Annotated in this window: 16 protein-coding genes; 11 read left to right on the forward strand and 5 right to left on the reverse strand. The window is 71.1% G+C overall.

What is annotated here, in order from left to right; all coding sequences use genetic code 11:
• Window positions 1-229: 229 nt before the first annotated feature.
• Window positions 230-823: a flavin reductase family protein gene (locus WS46_RS17095; RefSeq protein ID WP_059691203.1), complete on the forward strand. Its 594-nt coding sequence runs from the start codon at window positions 230-232 to the stop codon at window positions 821-823.
• 40 nt (window positions 824-863) lie between these two features.
• Here WS46_RS17095 and WS46_RS17100 read toward each other — a convergent pair whose 3' ends face one another.
• Window positions 864-1,760 carry a LysR family transcriptional regulator gene (locus tag WS46_RS17100; protein ID WP_059523351.1) on the reverse strand — a complete coding sequence of 299 codons (897 nt, stop codon included), beginning with the start codon at window positions 1,758-1,760 and terminating at the stop codon, window positions 864-866.
• 97 nt (window positions 1,761-1,857) lie between these two features.
• Between WS46_RS17100 and WS46_RS17105 the strand changes: the two genes are divergently transcribed.
• From WS46_RS17105 to WS46_RS17115, 3 genes are read left to right on the forward strand one after another with little or no spacing between them, the layout of a single operon-like run.
• A complete protein-coding gene (locus WS46_RS17105; protein WP_059523350.1) occupies window positions 1,858-3,156 on the forward strand; it encodes a CitMHS family transporter in 1,299 nt (432 codons plus the stop codon).
• A 38-nt stretch (window positions 3,157-3,194) separates the two neighbouring features.
• The gene (locus WS46_RS17110) at window positions 3,195-4,556 is read left to right on the forward strand and encodes an acyclic terpene utilization AtuA family protein (protein WP_059691204.1); all 1,362 of its coding nucleotides are present in this window, start codon (window positions 3,195-3,197) and stop codon (window positions 4,554-4,556) included.
• Window positions 4,556-4,867 (forward strand): hypothetical protein, encoded by a 312-nt coding sequence (locus WS46_RS17115; protein WP_059691236.1) that lies wholly within the window; start codon window positions 4,556-4,558, stop codon window positions 4,865-4,867. Before WS46_RS17110 ends, WS46_RS17115 begins: the two co-directional genes overlap by 1 nt.
• A gap of 127 nt (window positions 4,868-4,994) precedes the next feature.
• Here the strand turns inward: WS46_RS17115 and WS46_RS17120 are convergent, their stop codons facing one another.
• The 3 genes from WS46_RS17120 to WS46_RS35395 all read right to left on the reverse strand — a co-directional run bounded on the left by WS46_RS17120 (window position 4,995) and on the right by WS46_RS35395 (window position 6,962).
• A complete protein-coding gene (locus tag WS46_RS17120) occupies window positions 4,995-5,924 on the reverse strand; it encodes a phosphatidate cytidylyltransferase (protein WP_059691205.1) in 930 nt (309 codons plus the stop codon).
• Window positions 5,925-5,960: 36 nt separating this feature from the next.
• On the reverse strand, window positions 5,961-6,593 hold the full coding sequence (locus tag WS46_RS17125) for a lysophospholipid acyltransferase family protein (protein WP_059523822.1): 633 nt from the start codon (window positions 6,591-6,593) through the stop codon (window positions 5,961-5,963).
• A gap of 231 nt (window positions 6,594-6,824) precedes the next feature.
• Window positions 6,825-6,962 carry a hypothetical protein gene (locus tag WS46_RS35395; protein ID WP_156443143.1) on the reverse strand — a complete coding sequence of 46 codons (138 nt, stop codon included), beginning with the start codon at window positions 6,960-6,962 and terminating at the stop codon, window positions 6,825-6,827.
• 83 nt (window positions 6,963-7,045) lie between these two features.
• Here WS46_RS35395 and WS46_RS17130 point away from each other — a divergent pair, with 83 nt between their 5' ends.
• From WS46_RS17130 to WS46_RS17145, 4 genes are all read left to right on the forward strand, one after another.
• Window positions 7,046-7,651: a CDP-alcohol phosphatidyltransferase family protein gene (locus tag WS46_RS17130; RefSeq protein ID WP_059691206.1), complete on the forward strand. Its 606-nt coding sequence runs from the start codon at window positions 7,046-7,048 to the stop codon at window positions 7,649-7,651.
• Between the two features lie 68 nt (window positions 7,652-7,719).
• Window positions 7,720-9,489: a bifunctional alpha/beta hydrolase/class I SAM-dependent methyltransferase gene (locus WS46_RS17135; RefSeq protein WP_059691207.1), complete on the forward strand. Its 1,770-nt coding sequence runs from the start codon at window positions 7,720-7,722 to the stop codon at window positions 9,487-9,489.
• Window positions 9,486-10,895 (forward strand): phosphatase PAP2/dual specificity phosphatase family protein, encoded by a 1,410-nt coding sequence (locus WS46_RS17140; RefSeq protein ID WP_059691208.1) that lies wholly within the window; start codon window positions 9,486-9,488, stop codon window positions 10,893-10,895. The genes WS46_RS17135 and WS46_RS17140 overlap by 4 nt, the downstream gene beginning before the upstream one ends.
• The gene (locus WS46_RS17145; RefSeq protein ID WP_059523339.1) at window positions 10,895-11,347 is read left to right on the forward strand and encodes a hypothetical protein; all 453 of its coding nucleotides are present in this window, start codon (window positions 10,895-10,897) and stop codon (window positions 11,345-11,347) included. Before WS46_RS17140 ends, WS46_RS17145 begins: the two co-directional genes overlap by 1 nt.
• A 48-nt stretch (window positions 11,348-11,395) precedes the next feature.
• On the opposite strand, the gene WS46_RS17150 is transcribed toward WS46_RS17145, so the two are convergent.
• Window positions 11,396-12,418 carry a sensor domain-containing diguanylate cyclase gene (locus WS46_RS17150; RefSeq protein ID WP_059523337.1) on the reverse strand — a complete coding sequence of 341 codons (1,023 nt, stop codon included), beginning with the start codon at window positions 12,416-12,418 and terminating at the stop codon, window positions 11,396-11,398.
• Between the two features lie 504 nt (window positions 12,419-12,922).
• Between WS46_RS17150 and bcsB the strand changes: the two genes are divergently transcribed.
• From bcsB to WS46_RS17165, 3 genes are read left to right on the forward strand one after another with little or no spacing between them, the layout of a single operon-like run.
• Complete coding sequence (gene bcsB / locus WS46_RS17155; RefSeq protein WP_059691209.1) at window positions 12,923-15,217, forward strand: cellulose biosynthesis cyclic di-GMP-binding regulatory protein BcsB; 2,295 nt, start codon at window positions 12,923-12,925, stop codon at window positions 15,215-15,217.
• 3 nt (window positions 15,218-15,220) lie between these two features.
• A complete protein-coding gene (gene bcsZ / locus WS46_RS17160) occupies window positions 15,221-16,441 on the forward strand; it encodes a cellulose synthase complex periplasmic endoglucanase BcsZ (RefSeq protein WP_059691210.1) in 1,221 nt (406 codons plus the stop codon).
• Window positions 16,426-20,349 carry a cellulose synthase subunit BcsC-related outer membrane protein gene (locus WS46_RS17165; protein ID WP_059691211.1) on the forward strand — a complete coding sequence of 1,308 codons (3,924 nt, stop codon included), beginning with the start codon at window positions 16,426-16,428 and terminating at the stop codon, window positions 20,347-20,349. Before bcsZ ends, WS46_RS17165 begins: the two co-directional genes overlap by 16 nt.
• The last annotated feature ends 41 nt before the right edge of the window (window positions 20,350-20,390 follow it).

Raw genomic sequence — 20,390 nt, forward strand, 5'->3', positions numbered from 1 at the left:
CGATCGGCGTATTGCCGGATTCGTGATAATTCCGCACGATTTTCAGGCGAATTCCGATGGCGACGCATTCGTCGTCGATTCATCAATTGATTATTTAATGAATTGAAGCGCGCGATGCGGGCACTGTGTGTTATTGGGCGCTCGCGTTCGCCGTCTGCGGCGATTGGCTCTGGGTGCGAGAATGCGGCCTTCGGCCGGCACGCGCCGTGCCGCTCATCAGGGAACCCGCATGGACAGTCACATCGCTCCGGTGGAGCTGAAGAAAGCCTACCGTCTTCTCAACCACGGCCCGACCGTGCTCGTGTCGGCCCGTCACGACGGCGTCGACAACGTGATGGCCGCCGCGTGGGCCTGCGCGCTCGACTTCCTGCCGCCGAAGCTGACGGTCGTGCTCGACAAGTCGGCCAAGACGCGCGAGCTCGTCGAGCGCAGCGGCACCTTCGTCATCCAGGTGCCGACGGCCGCGCAGTTGCAGCTCACGCATGCGGTCGGCAGCCACAGTCTCGCGGAGCGGCCGGACAAGCTGCGCGAGGCGGGCGTCGCGCTGTTCGACGTCGAAGGCCACGACCTGCCGTTCGTCGCCGGCTGTTCGGGCTGGCTCGCATGCAAGCTGATTCCCGAGCCGCACAACCAGCAGACCTACGACCTGTTCATCGGCGAGGTGGTCGGCGCGTGGTCCGACACGCGCGTGTTCCGCGACGGCCACTGGTATTTCGAATCGGCCGATCCGGCGCTGCGCAGCCTGCACTACATCGCGGGCGGCAACTTCTATGCGATCGGCGAATCACTGCACGTCGATCCGGGCCAGCCGGACCCGCAATAAGCGTTCGACCGGCGGCCGGCCGTCGTCGAGGGCGCGCGGCTCACGCGCGCTTTTTCAATTCCGCCAGCATCGCGTCGGCGAACGCCTGCGCAACGCGCGACAGCGTGCGCCCGCGCTTCGCGACGAGCGCGATCGGCCGCACGAACGCGGGGTCGTCGATCGGCTTCGCGACGAGGTCGGGTTCGGCGCGCACCTCGCGCGCGGTCGCCGGCAGGATCGTCACGCCGAGGCCGCCGCGCACCATCGCGACGGCCGTCATCATGTAGGTCGGTTCGCACGCGATGTCGGGCGTGCAGCCGGCTGCCTCCAGCGCGGCATCGACGACGCTGCGCACGCTCGTGCCCTGCGCGGTCAGCACGAGCGGCACGGCGGCGACATCCGCGGTGCGCACACGCCGCTTGCGCGCGAGCGGATGATCCTTCGGGCACACGGCGACGAGCCGGTCGGCGCCCGCGTACAGCACGTCCAGCGACGCGTCGAACGCATCGCCGCCGGTCAGCCCGAGATCGGCCTCCTCGTTGCGCACCAGCGCGGTGACGAGGCTCGCGACGCCGTCGCGAATGTCGAAGGCCGCGCGCGGCACGTCGCGCCGGAACGACTGAATGAGTTCCGGCAGCATGCTCGACGCAAACGTCGGCAGGCACGCGAGCCGCACCGTGCCGCTCGCGCCTTCGCCGAGCGCACGCGCATCGCGCAGCACGCGCTCCATGTCGTCGAGCGAGCGCTGCAGCAGCGGCAGCAGTTCGCGCCCGGTCTGCGTGAGCGCGACGCTGCGGCTGTTGCGGTCGAACAGCCGCGCGCCGACGATTTCCTCGAGCCGCCGGATCTGCACGGTCAGCGCCGGCTGCGACAGATGCAGCCGCGCGGCGGCGCGCGTGAAGTTGCCGGCGTGCGCGACGGTGACGAACGCGCGAATGTCGCGAAGGTTCAGATCCATAACAGTTCGTGATTGCTGCGATCAAATCATTTCAATTGTGCTATCGCTGCGCCGACCTTACGCTCGTCTCCAATAAAAGACAAGGTAGGAGACACCGATGCTGCCGTTACTCGGACTGGGCACGATCGTCGTGCTGCTGGCCGCGATTCTGTCCAGACGCATGTCGCCGCTCGTGGCGCTGATCATCGTGCCGATCGCGGCGTCGCTCATCGGCGGCTTCGGGCTGCATACCAGCAAATTCGTGATCGACGGGCTGAAGGGCCTCGCGCCCGTGGTCGGGATGTTCGTGTTCGCGATCCTCTATTTCGGGACGATCACCGATGCCGGCATGCTCGACCCGATCATCGACCGCATCCTGCGCGCGGTCGGCACGCGGCCCACGCGGATCGTGATGGGCACGACGCTGCTCGCGCTGCTGATCCATCTCGACGGCTCGGGCGCCGTCTGCTTTCTCGTGACGATTCCCGCGGTGCTGCCGCTGTACGACCGCCTGAAGATGGACCGGCGCGTGCTGGCCGCCGCCGTGTCGATGGCGGCGGGGATCAATTTCCTGCCGTGGACGGGGCCGATGATCCGCGCGTCGGCGTCGCTGCACCTGCCGGTGTCGGCGCTGTTCAATCCGCTGATTCCGGTGCAGGCGATCGGGCTGGTGTTCGTGTTCGGCGTCGCGTACTGGCTCGGGCGGCGCGAGGAGAAGCGGCTCGGCCTGTCGCGCGACGATGCGTCGATTCCGCTGCCGACACGCGAGCTGACGCCCGACGAGCAGGCGCTGCGCCGGCCGCATCTGTTCTGGTTCAACCTGGTGCTGACGCTCGTCGTGCTCGGCACGATGGTCGTGATGGGCGAGAAGATCCCGCCGGCGATCATGTTCATGGTGGGCCTGTGCGTCGCGCTGATGGTGAACTACCCGGACGTCGACATGCAGAGGAAGCGCATCGACGCGCATGCGCGCGCGGCGCTGATGATGGCCGGCATCCTGCTCGCGGCCGGCGTGTTCACCGGCATCATGCAGGGCAGCGGGATGCTGAAGGCGATGGCGCAGGCGGCGGTCGGCTTCGTGCCGCCGTCGATGGCCGGCCACATCCCGGTCGCGCTCGGCCTCGCGTCGATGCCGCTCAGCATGCTGTTCGATCCCGATTCGTTCTACTTCGGCGTGCTGCCGGTGATCGCGGAAGTGGCCGGCCAGCTCGGCGTGCCGGCCGTGCACGTGGGGCAGGCCGCGCTGCTCGGCCAGATGACGACCGGGTTTCCGGTCAGCCCGCTGACGCCCGCGACGTTCCTCGTCGTCGGCCTGTGCGGGATCGAGCTGGCCGAGCACCAGAAATTCACGTTTCCGCTGCTGTTCGGCGCCTCGATCGTGATGACGATCGCGTGCGTCGTGCTGGGCGTTTTCTGACTTTTCCCGGCGCGCGAGCGCCGGACCACGGTATCGACATGACAGCAAAGCCATCACACGAACGGCGCGTACGCATCGGCGCGGGCGCCGGCTATTCGGGCGACCGGATCGAGCCCGCAATCGAACTGGTCGAGCACGGGCAGCTCGACTTTCTCGTCTTCGAATGCCTGGCCGAGCGCACGATCGCGATCGCGCAGCAGGCGCGGCGCAAGGATCCATCGCTCGGCTACGATCCGCTGCTCGACGCACGCATGCATGCCGTGCTGCCGGTGGCCGCGGCCAGGGGCGTGCGGATCGTGTCGAACATGGGCGCGGCGAACCCGCGCGCGGCCGCGCGGCGCACCGCGCGGATCGCGCAGTCGCTCGGCCTCGCGGGGCTGAAGGTCGCGGCGGTCGAAGGCGACGACGTGCTCGACGTCGTGCTGCGCGGCGCGTTCCGTTTCGAGGAGTCGGGCGACGAGGTCGCCGCGTATCGCGACCGCATCGTGTCCGCGAACGCGTATCTCGGCGCCGCGCCGATCGTCGACGCGCTCGCGGCCGGCGCGGACGTCGTGCTGACCGGGCGCGTCGCCGATCCGTCGCTGTTCGCCGCGCCGCTGATCCACGCGTTCGGCTGGCGAATGGACGACTGGGATACGCTCGGGGCCGCGACGGTCGTCGGCCATCTGCTCGAATGCGCGGGGCAGATGACGGGCGGCTATTTCGCCGACCCCGGCTACAAGGACGTGCCGAATCTCGCGCGGCTCGGATTCCCGATCGGCGAGGTCGCGGCCGACGGCTCGGTCGTGATCACCAAGGTGCCGCACGCGGGCGGCCGCGTGAGCGCGGCGACCTGCAAGGAACAGCTGCTGTACGAGATTCACGATCCGGCGCGCTACCTGCAGCCCGACGTCGTCGCGGATTTCACGCGCGTGGCCGTCGCGGAGGAGGCGCCGGACCGCGTGCGCGTGACGGGCGGGCGCGGCAGCGCGCGCACCGACACGCTGAAGGTGTCGGTCGCGTACGTCGACGGCCATATCGGCGAAGGGCAGATCTCGTACGGTGGGCCGGGCGCGCTGGCGCGCGCGCGGCTCGCGCTCGACATCGTCCGCGAGCGGCTCGCGCTGACCGGCGTGGCCGCGACCGAACTGCGCTTCGACCTGATCGGCGTGGATTCGCTGTACGGCGACGCGACGCCTGCCGTGCGCGGCGAGCCGGCCGAAGTCCGCGTGCGCGTGGCCGGCCGTGCGGCGAGCGCCGCCGAGGCCGCGCGGATCGGCAACGAAGTCGAGACGCTTTATACGAACGGCCCGGCCGGCGGCGGCGGCGCGTTCAAGTCGACGCGCGAGGTGATCGCGGTGCAGTCGGTGCTGCTGCCGCGCACGGACGTAACGCCGTCGTTTTCATTCGTGGAGGCATGATGCAACTGCGTGAACTGGCGCATGCGCGCACCGGCGACAAGGGCAATACGCTGAACGTGTCGGTCATCTGCCGCGATCCGCGTCACTACGAACACCTGCGCGCGCATCTCGATGCGCCGGCGGTGAAGGCATGGCTCGCGGGCATCGTGCACGGCGATGTGGTGCGCTACGAACTGCCGGCGCTTTCTGCGTTCAACTTCGTGCTGCGCGATGCGCTCGGCGGGGGCGTCACGCGCTCGCTCGCGCTCGACGCGCACGGCAAGTCGGTCAGCTCGGCGTTGCTGGCGATCGATTTGCCCGACCCGGCGTGACGATTCGCGGGTTCGATGAATCGACAACCTGGATCTGTCGAGCCGCCATCGCCGACGGCGTTGTGCGTCAGATCGAGCGTGCGGTAATCGGGACCGGACGGCGTCGCGCCGTCCCGCCATCCCGGTGTCACACGTACACGTAGCGCACGAGGTGGAAGAACACCGGCGCCGCGAAGCAGATCGAATCGACGCGATCGAGCATCCCGCCGTGGCCCGCGATCATCGAGCCCCAGTCCTTGGTGCCGAGCGAGCGCTTCACGGCCGACAGCACCAGGCCGCCGACGAAGCCCGCGATCACGATCGCGAGCGAGATCCCGAACGCCGCGCCGAAGCTGAACGGCGTCACGCGATACAGCGACGCGCCGCACAGCGTCGCGAGCAGGCCGCCGCCGACGAAGCCCTCGACCGTCTTCGACGGCGACAGGCGCGGCGCGATCTTGCGGCGCCCGCACAGCTTGCCGACCACGTACTGCAGCACGTCGCTGATCTGCACGACGAACAGGAAGAAGAACAGCAGCAGCGCGTTCTGCCCGGCGTAGCGCGGGATGTCGAGGATCAGCACGGCCGGCGCATGGCTCAACCCGTACACGCAGACCATCAGCGCCCAGTTGATCTTCGCGTTGCGGCTCAGGAATTCGCGCGTGTCCTGCGTGAGCGCCGACACCAGCGACATCGCGAAGAACAGGTGCACCGGCACGAAGATCGAATACATCCCGTACCAGTTGATCCCGAGCAGCAGGTACTGCACCGGAATCGCGACGAAGAACGCGATGAAGAGCGTCGTGTGGTCGCTTGGGGTCGTCGGCGTGAGCGTGATGAATTCGCGCAGCGTCAGGTACGACAGCAGCGCGAACACCAGATACGTGACGTTGTTGCCGAGGCCGATCGCGATGACCATGATCGCGATCATCGCCCACCACGCGCGGATGCGCTGGTTCAGGTTGACGATGGTCGCGCTGGTGCCGCCGCTGCGCGCGCCGAGGATCGCGCCGATCACGGTCGCGAGCACCAGCACGCCGGTGACGCCGGCGACCAGTTCCCAGAAGAGAGTTCGCATGGAGAGGTCCGGAAAAGGGAGAGGAGGGCGCCGCGTTCAGCCGGCCGGCCGCTGCGGCGGCGCGAGCGCGACGATCGCGTCGCGCATGCGGGCGAGGAAGGTCGGCTTGTCTTCGCCGGCACCGAGCGCATCGTTCGCGCCGAAGTGCACCTTGCAGATCAGCGGCACGGGCCAGATCGCGCCCTTCGGCATGATGCGCTGCAGGTTCTCGAGATAGACCGGCGCGAGCGCGACCTCCGGAAACTCGGTCGCGAGATGGAACAGGCCGCTCTTGAACGGCTGCGGCAAGACTTCGGCGCCGCGCGTGCCTTCCGGAAAGATGATGATCGAGTGGCCTTGCCGCAGTGCGTCGCGCACCGGGTCCAACGGGTCGCCGCCGCTTTCGCGGTGGCGGTCGATCAGCACGACGTTCAGCAGCTTCTGCGCGATGTGACGCTTCACGTTGCTGCTGTCCCAGTAGTCGCGCGCGGCGACGGGCCGCACGACCGCGCGCACGTCGCGCGGCAGCGCGGCGAGGATCGCGAGCGTGTCGATGTGGCTCGTATGGTTCGAGAAGTAGATCTTCTGCGTCGGGGAAGGCGGCGCCTGATGCCAGACCGGATACGCACCGGCGACGAGCCGCACGATCGACAGCAGGAAATCGCGCTGCCAGACGTTCAGGATGTTCATCGGCGCGGCGCCTCCTGCATGCATGCCCGCGCGGCCGCGCATGGGCGGCGGGCGGAATCCCGGAATGCCGGCGCGGCAGGATGCGCGCCGGACGGCCATTGTTCAAGTTTTTTCAAATTCGTGGCTGCCTGTCGCAGGGCCGCGATAATCGGACGATGCGCCGGCGGGTGTTGCGTCGCGGCGAATTCGCCGTTCGACGGCGTGATAATCGGCTGTTGCACGAGCGCCCGGTCACAGTTCGAATGAATTGCTGCGCTCGTGGGCCAGCGGATTATCGCGAGTTTCCGTCGAAAACACCAGATTGCCCGGCGCGGCCGGTACGGCGCGCGGCTTGACGCGTCGGGGCCGCTCGGCGACGATGGCGACCACCTGTCGAAAGCCGACGCCGACGGGCGTGCTGCCCGGGGCAGGGCAGCGGCAAACGTGTCCGAACGTGAAGAATCAATAAAACGATGAGCCTCTACGCACTCAAACCGAAATTCCAGAATCGTCTGCGTCCGTTCGCGGATTCGCTTGCCGAACGCGGCGTCACCGCCAACCAGGTCACGCTGTTCGCGGCCGGCGGTTCGATCGTCGTCGGCGCGCTCGCGGGGCTTGGCGTGTTCGCCCGCGTGCTGTTCCTGCTGATTCCGATCTGGCTGTTCGTGCGGATGGCGCTCAACGCGATCGACGGCATGCTCGCCCGCGAGCACGGGCAGAAGAGCACGCTCGGCGCGTACCTGAACGAGCTTGGCGACGTCGTGTCCGACGTCGCGCTCGTGCTGCCGTTCCTCGCGATTTCGGCGTTCGCCGCGGCGGACGTCTGGCTGTTCGCGCTGACGGCGGTCATCGTCGAATGCGCGGGGCTGATCGGCCCGCTCGCCGGCGCGACGCGCCGCTACGACGGCCCGTTCGGCAAGAGCGACCGCGCGCTCGCGCTCGGTGCGTTCGCGCTGTGGATCGGCTTCGGTCTGCCGGTCGGCAGCGTCGCCGCATGGCTGTGGCGCGTGCTGATCGTGCTGTCGATCGTGACGGTGGTGCGGCGCGTGCAGGCCGGGATCGCCGAAGCGGGCGGCTGACGGCGGTAGTGGGACCGGCGCCGGAGGGCGGCGCCGCATGATTCGAATAACGAAACGAGAGAGATCGCATGAACGCACGCACGGCCCGCGAGGCCGACTTCATCACGCACGACGGCGAAACGCTGTTCTATCGCCACTGGCCCGCGACGGGCCCGCGCTGCCGCGGCGCGATCGTGCTGCTGCATCGCGGCCACGAACATTCGGCGCGTGTCGCGCACCTCGTCGACGAGCTCGACCTGCCGGACTTCGCGTTCTTCGCGTGGGATGCGCGCGGTCACGGCCGCTCGCCCGGCGCGCGCGGCTACAGCCCGAGCGCGGCCGCGTCGGTGCGCGACTTGCAGACCTTCGTCGAGCATATCCGCGACACGCACGGCATCGCGATCGAGGACATGGCCGTGGTCGGCCAGAGCGTCGGCGCGGTGCTCGCCGCCACCTGGGTACACGACTACGCGCCGCCGATCCGCTGCCTCGTGGTCGCGTCGCCGGCGTTCCACATCAAGCTTTACGTACCGTTCGCGCGGCCGGGGCTGCGGCTGATGCACAAGCTGCGCGGGCTGTTCTACGTGAACAGCTACGTGAAACCGAAATTCCTCACGCACGATCCCGAACGGATCGCCAGCTATGCGGCCGATCCGCTGATCACGCGGCCGATCGCCGTGAACATGCTGCTCGACCTGCACGACACCGCGAAGCGGATCGTCGCCGATGCGGCCGCGATCACCGTGCCGACGCAGCTGCTGATCTCGGGCGCCGACTGGGTCGTGCATCGCGGCCCGCAGGACCGCTTCTTCGAGCGGCTCGGCGCCGCGCGCAAGGAGCGCATCGTGCTGCCCGGCTTCTATCACGACACGCTCGGCGAGCGCGACCGCGCGCGGGCGCTCGCACCGCTGCGCGCGTTCGTGCTGCGCGAGTTCGATACGCCGAGCCCGCGCGTGTCGCTGGCCGACGCCGACCGGCGCGGCGCATTCCACGACGAATACGCGGCGCTCGGCCGCCCGCCCGCGAACCCGTTCGCACGGGCGTACTGGGCGATCACGCGGGCGGGTCTGAAGGCCGGCGGCGCGCTGTCGGACGGCATCGCGCTCGGGCTGCGGCTCGGCTTCGATTCGGGTTCGACGCTCGACTATGTGTACCGCAACCGCGCGCAGGGCCGGCTCGGCGTCGGCGCGCTGATCGACCGCATCTATCTCGATTCGCCGGGTTGGGTCGGCATCCGTCAGCGCAAGGTGCATCTGCAGGAACTGATCGGTGCGGCGATCGGCCGGCTGCGCGGCCACGGCGAACCGGTGCGGATCGTCGACATCGCGGCCGGGCACGGCCGCTACGTGCTCGACGCGATCGCGACGGCCGCCGAACGCGACGGCGCGGCGCCCGACGACATCACGCTGCGCGACTACAGCCCGCCGAACGTCGAGGCCGGGCGCGTGCTGATCGCGCAGCGCGGTCTCGAGCCGATCGCGCGCTTCGAGCGCGGCGACGCGTTCGACGAGGCGTCGCTCGCGACGCTCGAGCCGCGTCCGACGCTGGCGATCGTGTCGGGGCTGTATGAACTGTTCGGCGAGAACGCGCTGATCGAACGCTCGCTGCGCGGGCTCGCGCAGGCGGTGCCGCCCGGCGGCTATCTCGTCTATACCGGGCAGCCGTGGCATCCGCAGCTCGAATTCATCGCCCGCGCGCTGAACAATCATCGCGGCGACGCGACCTGGGTGATGCGCCGCCGCTCGCAGGCCGAGATGGACGAGCTCGTCGCGCGCGCGGGCTTTCGCAAGCTCGACCAGCGCATCGACGAGATGGGCATCTTCACGGTCAGTCTCGCGCAGCGGGTCGACGCGTCATGAGCGCGCTCGGCGGCGGCGCGGGCGCGGGCGACAGTCTCGCCGAGTCGGCGGCCGGCGCGCACGACGCGTCGTTCGCGCTGCGCGTCGGCTGGCTCGCGGCGATGGGCGCGGTGTTCTTTTCCTCGTACGGCTTCGCGAACTGGCTCGCCGCGCGCCGTGCCGTGGTGCCGACCTTCGCGTTCGGCTGGGAACATGCGATTCCGTTCGTGCCATGGACCATCGTGCCGTACTGGTCGATCGACCTGCTGTACGCGCTGTCGTTCTTCTTCTGGACCCGCCGCGACGATCTGCTCGATCACGTGAAGCGGCTGTTGACCGTGCAACTGGTGTCGGTCGCGTGCTTCGTCGCGTGGCCGCTGCGCTTCGGCTTCGAGCGGCCCGACGCGGGCGGCGTGGCCGGCGCGCTGTTCACGCTGCTGATGGGGTTCGACAAGCCGTTCAACCAGGCGCCGTCGCTGCACATCGGCCTGCTCGTCGTGCTGTGGGCCGTCTATGCGAAGCAGTTGCGCGGCACGCTCGCTCGGCTCGTGCTGCATCCATGGTTCGCGGCGATCGGCGTGTCGGTGCTGACGACCTATCAGCATCATGCGATCGACGTGCCGACCGGTGCGGCCGTCGGCTGTCTGGCGCTGTTCCGGTTTCCGTTGCGTGACGCCGCGGGGCGACTGCCGGGCGCGACCGGCTCGCCGTCCGTCGCCGGCCGCGCGCTCGCCCGCCGCTATGCGCTCGGCGCGGCGCTGGTCGCGCTGGTGGCGCTTGGCTGCGTGTCGCGCGCGCCGGGCTGGGCGTTGGCGGCCGGGTGGGCCGCGCTGGCGCTCGCGTGCGTCGCGTGGATCTACCGGCGCGGCGCGCCCGGTGCGTTCCAGAAGGACGACGCGGGCCGTTTCCCGGTGTTCATCCGCTGGCTGCTCGCACCGACGATCGCCGGCGCGTTCGTCAACTCGCGGGTGTGGACGTTCCGGCATCCGGCGCTGGCGCGGATCGACGAGCGCGTGTCGATCGGCCGCACACCGACCACGCGCGATCTGCGACGCCACGGCTTCACCGCGCTCGTCGACCTGACGGCCGAGATGCCGCGCTGGGCCGCGGCCGACGCGTCGCTCGCGTATGCGTCGGTGCCGCAGCTCGACCTCGTCGCGCCCACCGCGGCGCAGCTCGCGGCGGCCGTCGCGGCGCTCGAACGCCTGCACGCCGACGGGCGCGACGTGCTGATCTGCTGTGCGCTCGGCTACGGGCGCAGCGTGCTGTGCGCGGCTGCCTGGCTCGCCGCGCGGCGGGGGCTCGGCGACGCGCGCGACGCGCTTGCCGCGGTACGGGCGGTGCGGCCGCGCGCGGTATGGTCGGACGACGGCGCGGCCGTGCTGCAGGACTGGATCGACCGCCGCCGCGTAACGGGAGCGGCGTGATGCGCGACCCGTCCGCACCGTTCCGGATCGCCGCCGCGCGCGGGGCGCTCGACGCCGGCGCGTGGGCGATCGCGGCCGCGCTGGCCGCGGCCGGCGCAGGCTGGTGGATCGCGGCGGGCTGGCCGCCGGCGACGATCGCGCGTGTGTTGCTGGCCGTGATCAGCACCGGGTCGGGGATTGCCGCGCTGTGGTACGCGGTGCGCATCGAGATCGACCGGCGGCTGTTCGCCGCGCTCGCGCGCACGGCATCGGGCGATGCGTCGGCCGACGACGGGCTGGCCGCGCTCGATCGCGCGCTTGCCGACCTCGGCTGGATCGACGCAGGCAAGGCCGGACGCGCGCTCGACGCGCGTGTGCGCGGTGCGGTCGGGTTGTGCCGTGCCGGTATGCTGGTCGCGATCGTGCAGTGGATCGTGGTCGGTTTTGCAATCGCGGTGGCGCGGGTCGGCTAACCATCCGTAACCGGCCCGGACGGCCGCGGCCCGGGCCGGTCAAGCGGGTTACGCGTGCGCCGCCCGCTGCGTCCGCGTGCGCTTCACCGCGTACATCGCCTGGTCCGCACGTTCGATCAGCGCGTTCATGTCGGTGCCGTCGTCAGGCAGCATCGCGACGCCGACACTGACGCCGAGCCGCAGCGGATGTCCCTCGAATTCGAACGGCTCGCCGACCTGCCGGGCGAGCCGTGCGCGTTGCGCATCGACGTCGTCGCGGCTGCCGATGTTCGGCAGGATCACCGCGAACTCGTCGCCGCCCACGCGCGCGACCGTATCCGAGCGCCGCACGGCGCGCTGCATCCGCGTGGCGATCTCGCGCAGCGCGGCGTCGCCCGCGCGGTGGCCGTAGCCGTCGTTGATCGGCTTGAGCCCGTCCATGTCGATGTTGAGGATGCCGAGCCGGCCGTTCGCGCGCAGCGCCGTATGCATCGACTGGCGCAGGCGGTCGTAGAACAGCGCGCGGTTCGGCAGGCCGGTGAGCGCGTCGTGCGTCGCGCGCAGGTACAACTCGTTGGCCTCGTTGCGCGCCGCGTGGAACATCGCGGCGGCGATCAGGTCGGCCGTGAGCCGCAGCGTCCCGGCATCGGCGGCCGAAAAACCGTCGATGTCCGGCGACATCACCTTCAGCACGCCGACCGTCGTGTCCGCGTGGGTGAGCGGCATCACCAGCATCGAGCGCAGCCCGACCCGGCGGCACGCATCGCGGTCGACGCGCGGGTCGGATTCCGAATCCTTGCAGTGCAGCAGCTCGCCGCGCGTCACGCACAGGCCGGACAGGCTGCCCGAGCGGCGCAGCCGCAGCCCGAGCATCCCGGCGGCGGAGCCCGACGCGGCGCGGTACACCATGTCGTCGCCTTCGGCGAATTCGACCGCCGCGCCGCTCGCGCCCGTGAGCTGCGGCACCTGCTCGGTCACGTAAGCCATCACGCTGCCGAGGTCGAGGCCGAGTTTCGCGATCTCGGTCTGCGCGGCGATGATGCGCAGCAGCGTGTCGGAGGACGGGGTAGCGGTGTCGACGATTTGATCCAAGTCAGTTTTCCATGAAGAAAGCCAAGCACGCGGCCCGGGCTTGCGGTAGCATACGCGCCGCTCACGCGGCAGCGCGTTCCGGGCGGCCCGCAACGGGCCGCCGCCGGCATCCGGCCGGTTTCCCGGGGCGCCGGACCGCCGGTTCGGCAGCGCCGGCAGTATGCCGGGCGGTCCGGCCGGCAGCAACGGTGTAACTCTTGCCATTCCATCGCGACGCGCAGCATTTCCGACCGGATTGAGTTGTTTTTCGCTTCGTCAGCACGAATCAGGGCGAGTTTTGTCTTGATTTTGAGATAGTGTGACGAATGTGCGAGCGCCGGTGCCCGGTGCGCGCTGTCCGACGAATCGGCAGCAAAATGATTCGCCGCGTCGTTTCGATAAATGCATTCAGGCCAGACTTTGAGGGGAAGCAGTGGGGATGTGCACTCACGGGCATAGCTGCTTTGCGCGCGTCGGTTGTGGCGCGCTTGATGACCGGACGATCTTGACGAAGCGGGGCCGCGCATGAAGCCGGCCGCGTCGCTGTTCGTCCTGTCGCTCGCCACGTTCGGCGCGTTCCACGCGGCCGCGTTGTCGGCCGCGCCGATGCCGGCCGCGGCCGCTTCGGCGTCCGCCGGCAGTCCGGCCGTGACGGCGCCCGCCAGCGGCGCGGCCGTGCCGAGCGCCGCCGGCCAGCCCGCGACGACCGTGCACCTGCCGTTCGCGTCGCTCGGCGCGTTCGATCCGGTCCACCTGCGCGGCGCCGACGACGCGCGCACGATCAATGCGGGCGTGCGGCTCGACCGCGTGGTCACCGGCGCGCGGCTGCGCCTGACCTACGCGTATTCGCCGGCGCTGGTCTTCCCGATGTCGCACCTGAAGGTGTCGATGAACGGCGAGGTGGTCGCGACCGTCCCGTTCGACGCAACCCGCGCGGGCCGCACGGTCACGCAGGACATCCCGATCGATCCGCGCTACTTCTCCGATTTCAACCAGATCGGCCTGCGCCTGATCGCGCATTACACGCTCGACCACTGCGAGGACCCGTCGAGCTCGGCGCTGTGGGCCGACGTGAGCCCGACGAGCGAACTGATCCTCGACGAGTCGCCGGTGCGCCTGCCGAACGATCTCGCGCTGCTGCCCGCGCCGTTCTTCGACCGGCGCGACAACGGGCTCCTGCGGCTGCCGTTCGTGCTGCCGGCGTCGCCCGACTCGGCGACGCTGCGCAGCGCCGGCGTGCTCGCGTCGTGGTTCGGCGCGCTGGCCGACTACCGGCAGGCGCGCTTCCCGGTTGCGGCGACGCTCCCGGCCGACGACCAGGCGGTCGTGGTCGGCACGGCCGCGACCTTGCCGGCCGGCCTCGCGCTGCCGTCGGTCAACGGTCCGCTGCTCGCCGTCGCGGATAACCCGGCCGCGCCGGGCCGTAAGCTGCTGGTCGTGACGGGCCGCACGGCCGCCGAGGTCGACGACGCGGTCGCGGCGCTCGTGCTCGGCCGCGCGGCGCTGTCGGGCCCGGCGGCGACGGTCGCGCACGTGGATCTCGGCGCGCCGCGCAAGCCGTACGACGCACCGCGCTGGCTGCCGGTGAACCGGCCGATCACGTTCCGCGAATTGGTGTCGGATCCGCGCGAACTCGAAGTGCGCGGCACGTCGCCCGACGCGATCCGGCTGAACCTGCGCGTGCCGGCCGATCTGCATTCGTGGAACGGCTCGGGCGTGCCGATCACGCTGCGCTATCGCTACACCGCGCCGACCGTGCAGGACAACTCGACGCTCGCCGTCGAGATCAACGAACAGCTCGTGAAGTCGTACCGGCTCGGGCCGACCCATGCGGAAGACGCGCGCGGGCGCATGCAGCTGCCGCTGCTGTCGGTGCCGGAAGGGCGCGTGACGAGCGATGTCGACATTCCGGCGTTCCGGGTCGGCAGCGGCAACCAGCTGCAGTTCCGCTTCACGCTCGATTCGCAGAAGACGGGGCTCTGCTCGAGCACCGCGACCGAGCCGCAGCGCGCGGCGATCGATCCGGATTCGACGATCGACTTCTCGCACTTCGTCCATTACGCGCAATTGCCGAACCTCGCGTTCTTCGCGAACAGCGGTTTCCCGTTCACGCGCTTCGCCGACCTGTCGCAGACGGCGGTCGTGATGCCGGACCGGCCGTCGCCGCAGGAGCTGGAAGCCTACCTGACGATGCTCGGCCACATGGGGCAGTGGACCGGCTTCCCGGCGCTGCGCGTGCAGGTCGCGCGGCCCGGCGACGTCGCCGCGCTCGCGGGCCGCAAGGACCTGCTCGTGATCGACGGCTCGCCCGCGTCGCCGCTGCTGTCGCACTGGCGCGCGGCGTTGCCGCTGTCGATCGACCAGCAGGCCGGCACGGGCGCGACGCGTGTCGCGTTCTCGGTGAAGGAGCGTTGGCGCAACGGCGTCGGCATGGCCGACGGCGGCGCGCATATCGAACAGACGGGCTCGCTCGCGGCGCTGGCCGGGTTCGAGCTGCCGGGCAGCCATGGCCGCAGCGTCGTGGCGCTGACGGCGACCGACCAGGCGCGTCTGGCCGATCTGCTCGACGTGCTCGAGAAGCCGGGCCTCGTGTCGCAGCTGCAGGGCGACCTCGCGCTGGTGCGGCCGGGGCAGGTCGACAGCCTGCGCGTCGGCGAGCCGTACGTGGTCGGCTTCGTGCCGTGGTACGCGCGCGTCTGGACGCAAGCGGCGCGGCACCCGGTGGTGCTCGGCGTGGTCGGCGTCGTCGCGGGGCTGCTGCTCGCGCTCGGCGTGTTCAGCGTGCTGCAGAGAATCGCCGCGCGCCGACGGGGGATGTAACGGATGGCGTGGGCATTCGCAAGGCGACGGGCAACGCAGCCGGCGCGGCGGGTCGGCACGACGCTCGTGCTGGCCGTCGCGGCCGTGTGCGCGGCGGCCGGCGCCGCCGGGCGCGCGCAGGCCGCGCAAGGCGGCACGGCCGACGTGCGGTGCGGCGCGGCGTGGCCGCGCTGGGACGCGTTCAAGCGCGATTTCGTGTCGGCCGACGGCCGGGTGATCGACGTTGGCTCGACGGATTCGCGCACGGTATCGGAGGGGCAGGCGTATGGACTGTTCTTCGCGCTCGTCGCGAACGACCGGCGCACGTTCGACACGATCCTCGCATGGACCGAGAACAACCTCGCGCAGGGCGACCTGAGCGCCCGTCTGCCGGCGTGGCTGTGGGGCCGCGCGCCGGACGGCGCGTGGCGCGTGCTCGACGCGAACGCGGCGTCCGATGCCGACTTGTGGATCGCGTACACGCTCGTCGAAGCCGGACGGCTGTGGCGCGAGCGCAGCTATACGGCGCGCGGCGCGCTGCTCGCGAAGCGCGTGCTCGACGACGAGACGGCCAGCGTGCCGGGCCTCGGCCTCACGCTGCTGCCCGGACCGACCGGATTCAAGCTGGCCGACGGTCGATGGCGCGTGAACCCGAGCTATTCGCCGCCGCAGGTGATCCGCGGGCTCGCCGCGCGGCTGCCGGACGATCGCCGCTGGGCCGCGCTCGCGGCCAGCACCGGCCGCGTGCTGCTCGACACCGCGCCCAAGGGCTTTGCGCCGGACTGGGCGTTGTATCGCGCCGGCGCCGGCTTCGCGCCCGATCCGCAGACCCACGCGGAAAGCGCGTACAACGCGATACGCGTGTATTTGTGGGCCGGCATGCTCGATCGCGCCGATCCGCTCGCCGCGCCGCTGCTCGCGCGCTTCGCGCCGTTCGCCGATTACATCGCCGCGCATGGCGCGCCGCCGGAGAAGGTCGATACGACGACCGGCGTCGCGGGGCCGAACGACGGCAACGGCGGCTTCTCGGCGGCGGCCGTGCCGTTCCTCGACGCGCGCGGTCAGCATGCGCTCGCCGATGCGCAGGCGGCCCGTGTCGACGCGCTCGCGCGCCAGTCGGCGCCCGGCTATTACACGAGCGTGCTGACGCTGTTCGGCCTCGGCTGGCGCGAGGGCCGTTACCGGTTCGGCGCGGACGGGTCGCTCGATGCGCGCTGGGAGGGCCGTTCATGCGCGGCCCGATGAAGCACGGCGCGCGGCGTGTCGCGGGGCTTGCGTGGCTCGCGTCGTCGGTCTCCGCGGCGGCGCCGGCCACCGTCGCCGTCGCGGCGACGAAACCCGTCGCGCCGAATGCCGTGTCGGCGCAGGCCTCGGCCACGTCGCCCGACGCGCGGCGTCAGCTCGCGACCGCCCGCATGTGGGGCGCCAAGCATCGCGACGACCTCGCGCGCGACGCACTGCGCAAGGGGCTCCTGATCGCGCCGGACGATTCCGAACTGCTCGCGGAGCAGGTGCGCGTGCTGCTGCGGCTCGGCGACGCGCAAGGCGCGCAGGCCACGCTGGCGCGCCTGCAGCTGCGCGCGCCGGCGGCGCCCGACACGCGCCGCGCGGCCGACGAATACCGCGTCGCGACGAGCGGCCGCGGCGAGATGGCGCAGATCCGGCTGCTCGCACGCAGCGGCCGCGCCGACGAGGCGGCCCGCCGGATCGTCGCGCTGTTTCCGAACGGCGCGCCGTCCGGTGCGCTGGGCGCCGAGTATTACCAGATCGTCGCGAACGCGCCGGGCGGCCGCGAACCGGCGGTCGCCGCGCTGCGCCGCGCGGTCGCGGCCGACCCGCAGGATTCGAACGCGGCGCTGGCGCTCGCGCGGCTCCTGAACCAGCGCGACGACACGCGTGCGGAGGCGAACCGCATCGCGTGGTCGCTCGCGAAGCGGCCCGACGCCGACCATACGGAAGCGATGGCCGTGTGGCGGCGCGTGCTGCAGTCCGCCGGCACCGATCCCGCCTATCTCGACGCGTTGCGTGCCTATCTCGCGCTCGTCTCGGACGACACCGAATTCCGCGATCGCGCCGCCGCACTCGACCGGCAGCGCGACGCGCAGCGGCTGCTCGAGCGCGATCCGGGCTACATCGCGCAACAGCGTGGCTTGCAGGCGCTCGCGCGCGGCGATCTGAGCGGCGCCGATCCGCTGCTTGCGCGCGCCGCGCAGGCGCGCGCGGGTGATGCCGATGCGGTCGGCGGGCTCGGCCTGCTGCGCCTGCGCGAAGGCCGGCACGACGAAGCGCGCGCGCTGTTCACGCGCGCCGCGGCGCTGTCGACCGACCAGCGCGGCAAGTGGCAGAGCCTCGCGCGCACCGCGCAGTTCTGGGGGCTGATCGCGCAAGGGCGCGCGGCGGCGTCGGCCGGACGGCCGCAGGATGCCGAGCGCGCGGCGCGCGCCGCGCTCGCGATGCAGCCCGACAGCCCGGACGCGAAGCTTCAGCTTGCCGATGCGCTGCTCGCGCAGCGCGACTGGGCGCGCGCGGAGCCGTTGCTGCGCGAACTGCTGGCCGCACGTTCGCCGAACCTGTCGGCGGTGCGCGGCACGGCGACGCTGTACGAGAACACCGGCCGCGCGGATCGCATCGGCCCGCTGCTCGACGCGCTGCAGAGCCGCGTGACGGGCCGCGACGATCGCCACGCGCTCGACGGGCTGCGCGCCGACCTGCTCGCGAGCGAGGCGCGCGCGCTGGCGGACAAGGGCGAACGCGGGCCGGCCGCACAACGCTACGAAGCGGCGGTGCGCGCGGCGCCCGATGCGCCGTGGACGCGCTTCGCGCTTGCGCGGCTGTATCGCGACATGGGGCTGCCGCAGCTCGGCCGCACGGTGATGGACGACGGGCTCGCGCAAAGCGACACGCCCGAGATGCGCTATGCGACCGCGCTGTATCGCAACTCGCTCGACGACATCGCGGGCGCGCAGGCCGCGCTCGCGGGCGTCGACGATGCGCAACGTTCGGACGGCATGCGTGCGCTCGCACGCAAGCTCGACGCGGAAGGTTCGCTGGCCGGCGCGCGCGGCGCGCTCGGCCGTGGCGATCGTGCGGCCTTCGCCGCGTCGCTCGCCCATGCGCAGGCGAGCGCGCCGGACGATCCCGACATGCTGGCCGCGATCGGCGCGCAGTGGATCGACGCGGGCGAACCCGAGCGCGGCCTTGCGCCGTTGCGCGACTGGATCGCCGCGCATCCGCGCGAGGCCGATCCCGACGTGCGGCTGCGCTACGGCGACCTGCTCGGCAGCGCGGGGCGCGACGACGCGCTCGCCGCGTGGCTCGACGCGCTGCGCCGCGAGCCGGCGCTGACGCCGGCACAGACCGCGCGGATCGAGGACCAGTCGCTGCGGCTCGTGCTGCGGCAGACGGACGACGCGATCGCGCAACGGGACTATGCGCGCGCCCGCACGCTGCTCGACCGGGCGAGCCTGGCCGGCCGCGCGGACAAGCGCTACGCACTCGAACTGGCCGACCTCGAACGCGCGCAGGGCCGTTACGACGCGGCACGCGACGCGCTCGCGCCGGTCGTCGCGCGCACGCCGGACGATGCCGATACGCAGCTCGCGCTCGCGCGCATCGACGAGGACAGCGGCCACCGCGCGGCCGCGCTCGCACGCGTGCAGGCCGTGCTCGCGCGCACGCCGGACGACGACGTCGATACGCGGCTGTCGGTCGTGCGCCGGCTGAACGCGCTGCGCCGCCCGGACGAAGCCGCGCAGGTGATCGACCCGCTGCAGGCCGCGTACCCGGCGCGTGCCGACGTGACGGTCGCGGCGGGGCGCGTGGCCGAGGCGCAGGGCCGCTACGACGATGCCGCATCGCTGTACCGGCTGTCGCTGTCGCAGGAGCGCACGAGCGGCGTGAGCCCGGGCCGCGACGGTCGCACGCCCGCGCAGGCCGCGTTCGCGGATCTCGCGCAGCGGCGCGATCCCGAGATCGAGATCGGCTGGCTGCCCGCGTACAAGTCGGGCGACGAAGGGATTTCCGCGTACCGCGCGCAGCAGGTGCCGATCTACGTGCAGATGCCGGTGCGCTACGACGGGCATGCGTTCCTGCAGCTCGACACCGTGCATCTGGACGCCGGCACGCTCGATACGAGCGACCCGAACGCGTATTCGCTGAAGACGTTCGGGACCTACGCGGCGCTCAACACGCCGATCGGGCTGCCCGCGCCGTTCGCCGCGAATCCGTCGGCCGCCGCGTCGATCGCGCATCCGCCGGGCGACCTGCATCAGCCGATGACGGGCGTCGCGCTCGGCGCCGGCTATCGCACGGACGCATGGCGCGTCGATCTCGGCACGTCGCCGCTCGGCTTCCCGGTGCATTACCTGGTCGGCGGCGTACGCTACCGCTTCGACGCGGGGCCGGCGAGCTTCACCGTGAACGCGTCGCGCCGGCCGGAGACGAGCAGCGTGCTGTCGTATGCGGGGATGCGCGATCCGTGGACCGGGGCCGTATGGGGCGGCGTGCGTCGCGATGGCGTGAACCTGCGCGCGGCGGTCGACGTCGGGCGCGTGAACCTGTTCGCCGAACTCGGCGCGGGCGTGCTGTCCGGCCGCAACGTCGAGCGCAACGCGGAAGTCACGCTGCGCTCCGGCTTCACGGTGCCCGTGTACGAACGCGCGACGATGAAGGTGAGCACGGGGCTCGTCGGCAATGCGTGGCACTACGCGCAGAACCTGCGTTACTACACGTACGGGCAGGGCGGTTACTACAGCCCGCAGCGCTACCTGTCGCTCGGCGTGCCGATCGAGTGGGCCGGGCGGCGCGACGCGCTGTCATGGGACCTGACCGTCACGGCCGGGATCTCGAACAGCTACGAAAAGGATTCGCTGTTCTACCCGACCTTCGCGAACCAGCGCGCCGCGCAGGAGGCGGCGGGGCTCGTCTATGCGGGCAGTTCGACGCGCGGCGTGTCGTTCTCGTACGGCGTGAACGGCATCGTCGAATATCGCGTGAATCCGCACCTGAGCGTCGGCGCGCAGCTGCACGTCGACCGGTCGCACGACTATGCGCCGAGTTCGGCGCTCGTGTACTTGCGCTATGCGTTCGACGCACGCGCGGAGCGCAGCTGGCTCGTCACGCCGACGCCGGTGCGGCTTTATTCGGATTACTAGGGGCTGCTTGCATATGGAACGTACATGCGAATGCCCGAAAT

The organism is Burkholderia sp. RF4-BP95 (genome assembly GCF_001521985.1).
GTDB classification, from domain to species: domain Bacteria; phylum Pseudomonadota; class Gammaproteobacteria; order Burkholderiales; family Burkholderiaceae; genus Burkholderia; species Burkholderia diffusa.

Excerpts from the sequence above, each read along its gene's own strand:
- WS46_RS17120 (WP_059691205.1), bottom strand. The coding sequence starts at position 5,924 with ATGCGAACTCTCTTCTGGGAACTGGTCGCCGGCGTCACCGGCGTGCTG.
- WS46_RS17145 (WP_059523339.1), top strand. The coding sequence starts at position 10,895 with ATGCGCGACCCGTCCGCACCGTTCCGGATCGCCGCCGCGCGCGGGGCG.
- bcsB (WP_059691209.1), top strand. The coding sequence starts at position 12,923 with ATGAAGCCGGCCGCGTCGCTGTTCGTCCTGTCGCTCGCCACGTTCGGC.
- WS46_RS17140 (WP_059691208.1), top strand. The coding sequence starts at position 9,486 with ATGAGCGCGCTCGGCGGCGGCGCGGGCGCGGGCGACAGTCTCGCCGAG.
- bcsZ (WP_059691210.1), top strand. The coding sequence starts at position 15,221 with ATGGCGTGGGCATTCGCAAGGCGACGGGCAACGCAGCCGGCGCGGCGG.
- WS46_RS17165 (WP_059691211.1), top strand. The coding sequence starts at position 16,426 with ATGCGCGGCCCGATGAAGCACGGCGCGCGGCGTGTCGCGGGGCTTGCG.
- WS46_RS17100 (WP_059523351.1), bottom strand. The coding sequence starts at position 1,760 with ATGGATCTGAACCTTCGCGACATTCGCGCGTTCGTCACCGTCGCGCAC.
- WS46_RS17105 (WP_059523350.1), top strand. The coding sequence starts at position 1,858 with ATGCTGCCGTTACTCGGACTGGGCACGATCGTCGTGCTGCTGGCCGCG.
- WS46_RS17115 (WP_059691236.1), top strand. The coding sequence starts at position 4,556 with ATGCAACTGCGTGAACTGGCGCATGCGCGCACCGGCGACAAGGGCAAT.
- WS46_RS17125 (WP_059523822.1), bottom strand. The coding sequence starts at position 6,593 with ATGAACATCCTGAACGTCTGGCAGCGCGATTTCCTGCTGTCGATCGTG.
- WS46_RS17110 (WP_059691204.1), top strand. The coding sequence starts at position 3,195 with ATGACAGCAAAGCCATCACACGAACGGCGCGTACGCATCGGCGCGGGC.
- WS46_RS17095 (WP_059691203.1), top strand. The coding sequence starts at position 230 with ATGGACAGTCACATCGCTCCGGTGGAGCTGAAGAAAGCCTACCGTCTT.
- WS46_RS17135 (WP_059691207.1), top strand. The coding sequence starts at position 7,720 with ATGAACGCACGCACGGCCCGCGAGGCCGACTTCATCACGCACGACGGC.
- WS46_RS17130 (WP_059691206.1), top strand. The coding sequence starts at position 7,046 with ATGAGCCTCTACGCACTCAAACCGAAATTCCAGAATCGTCTGCGTCCG.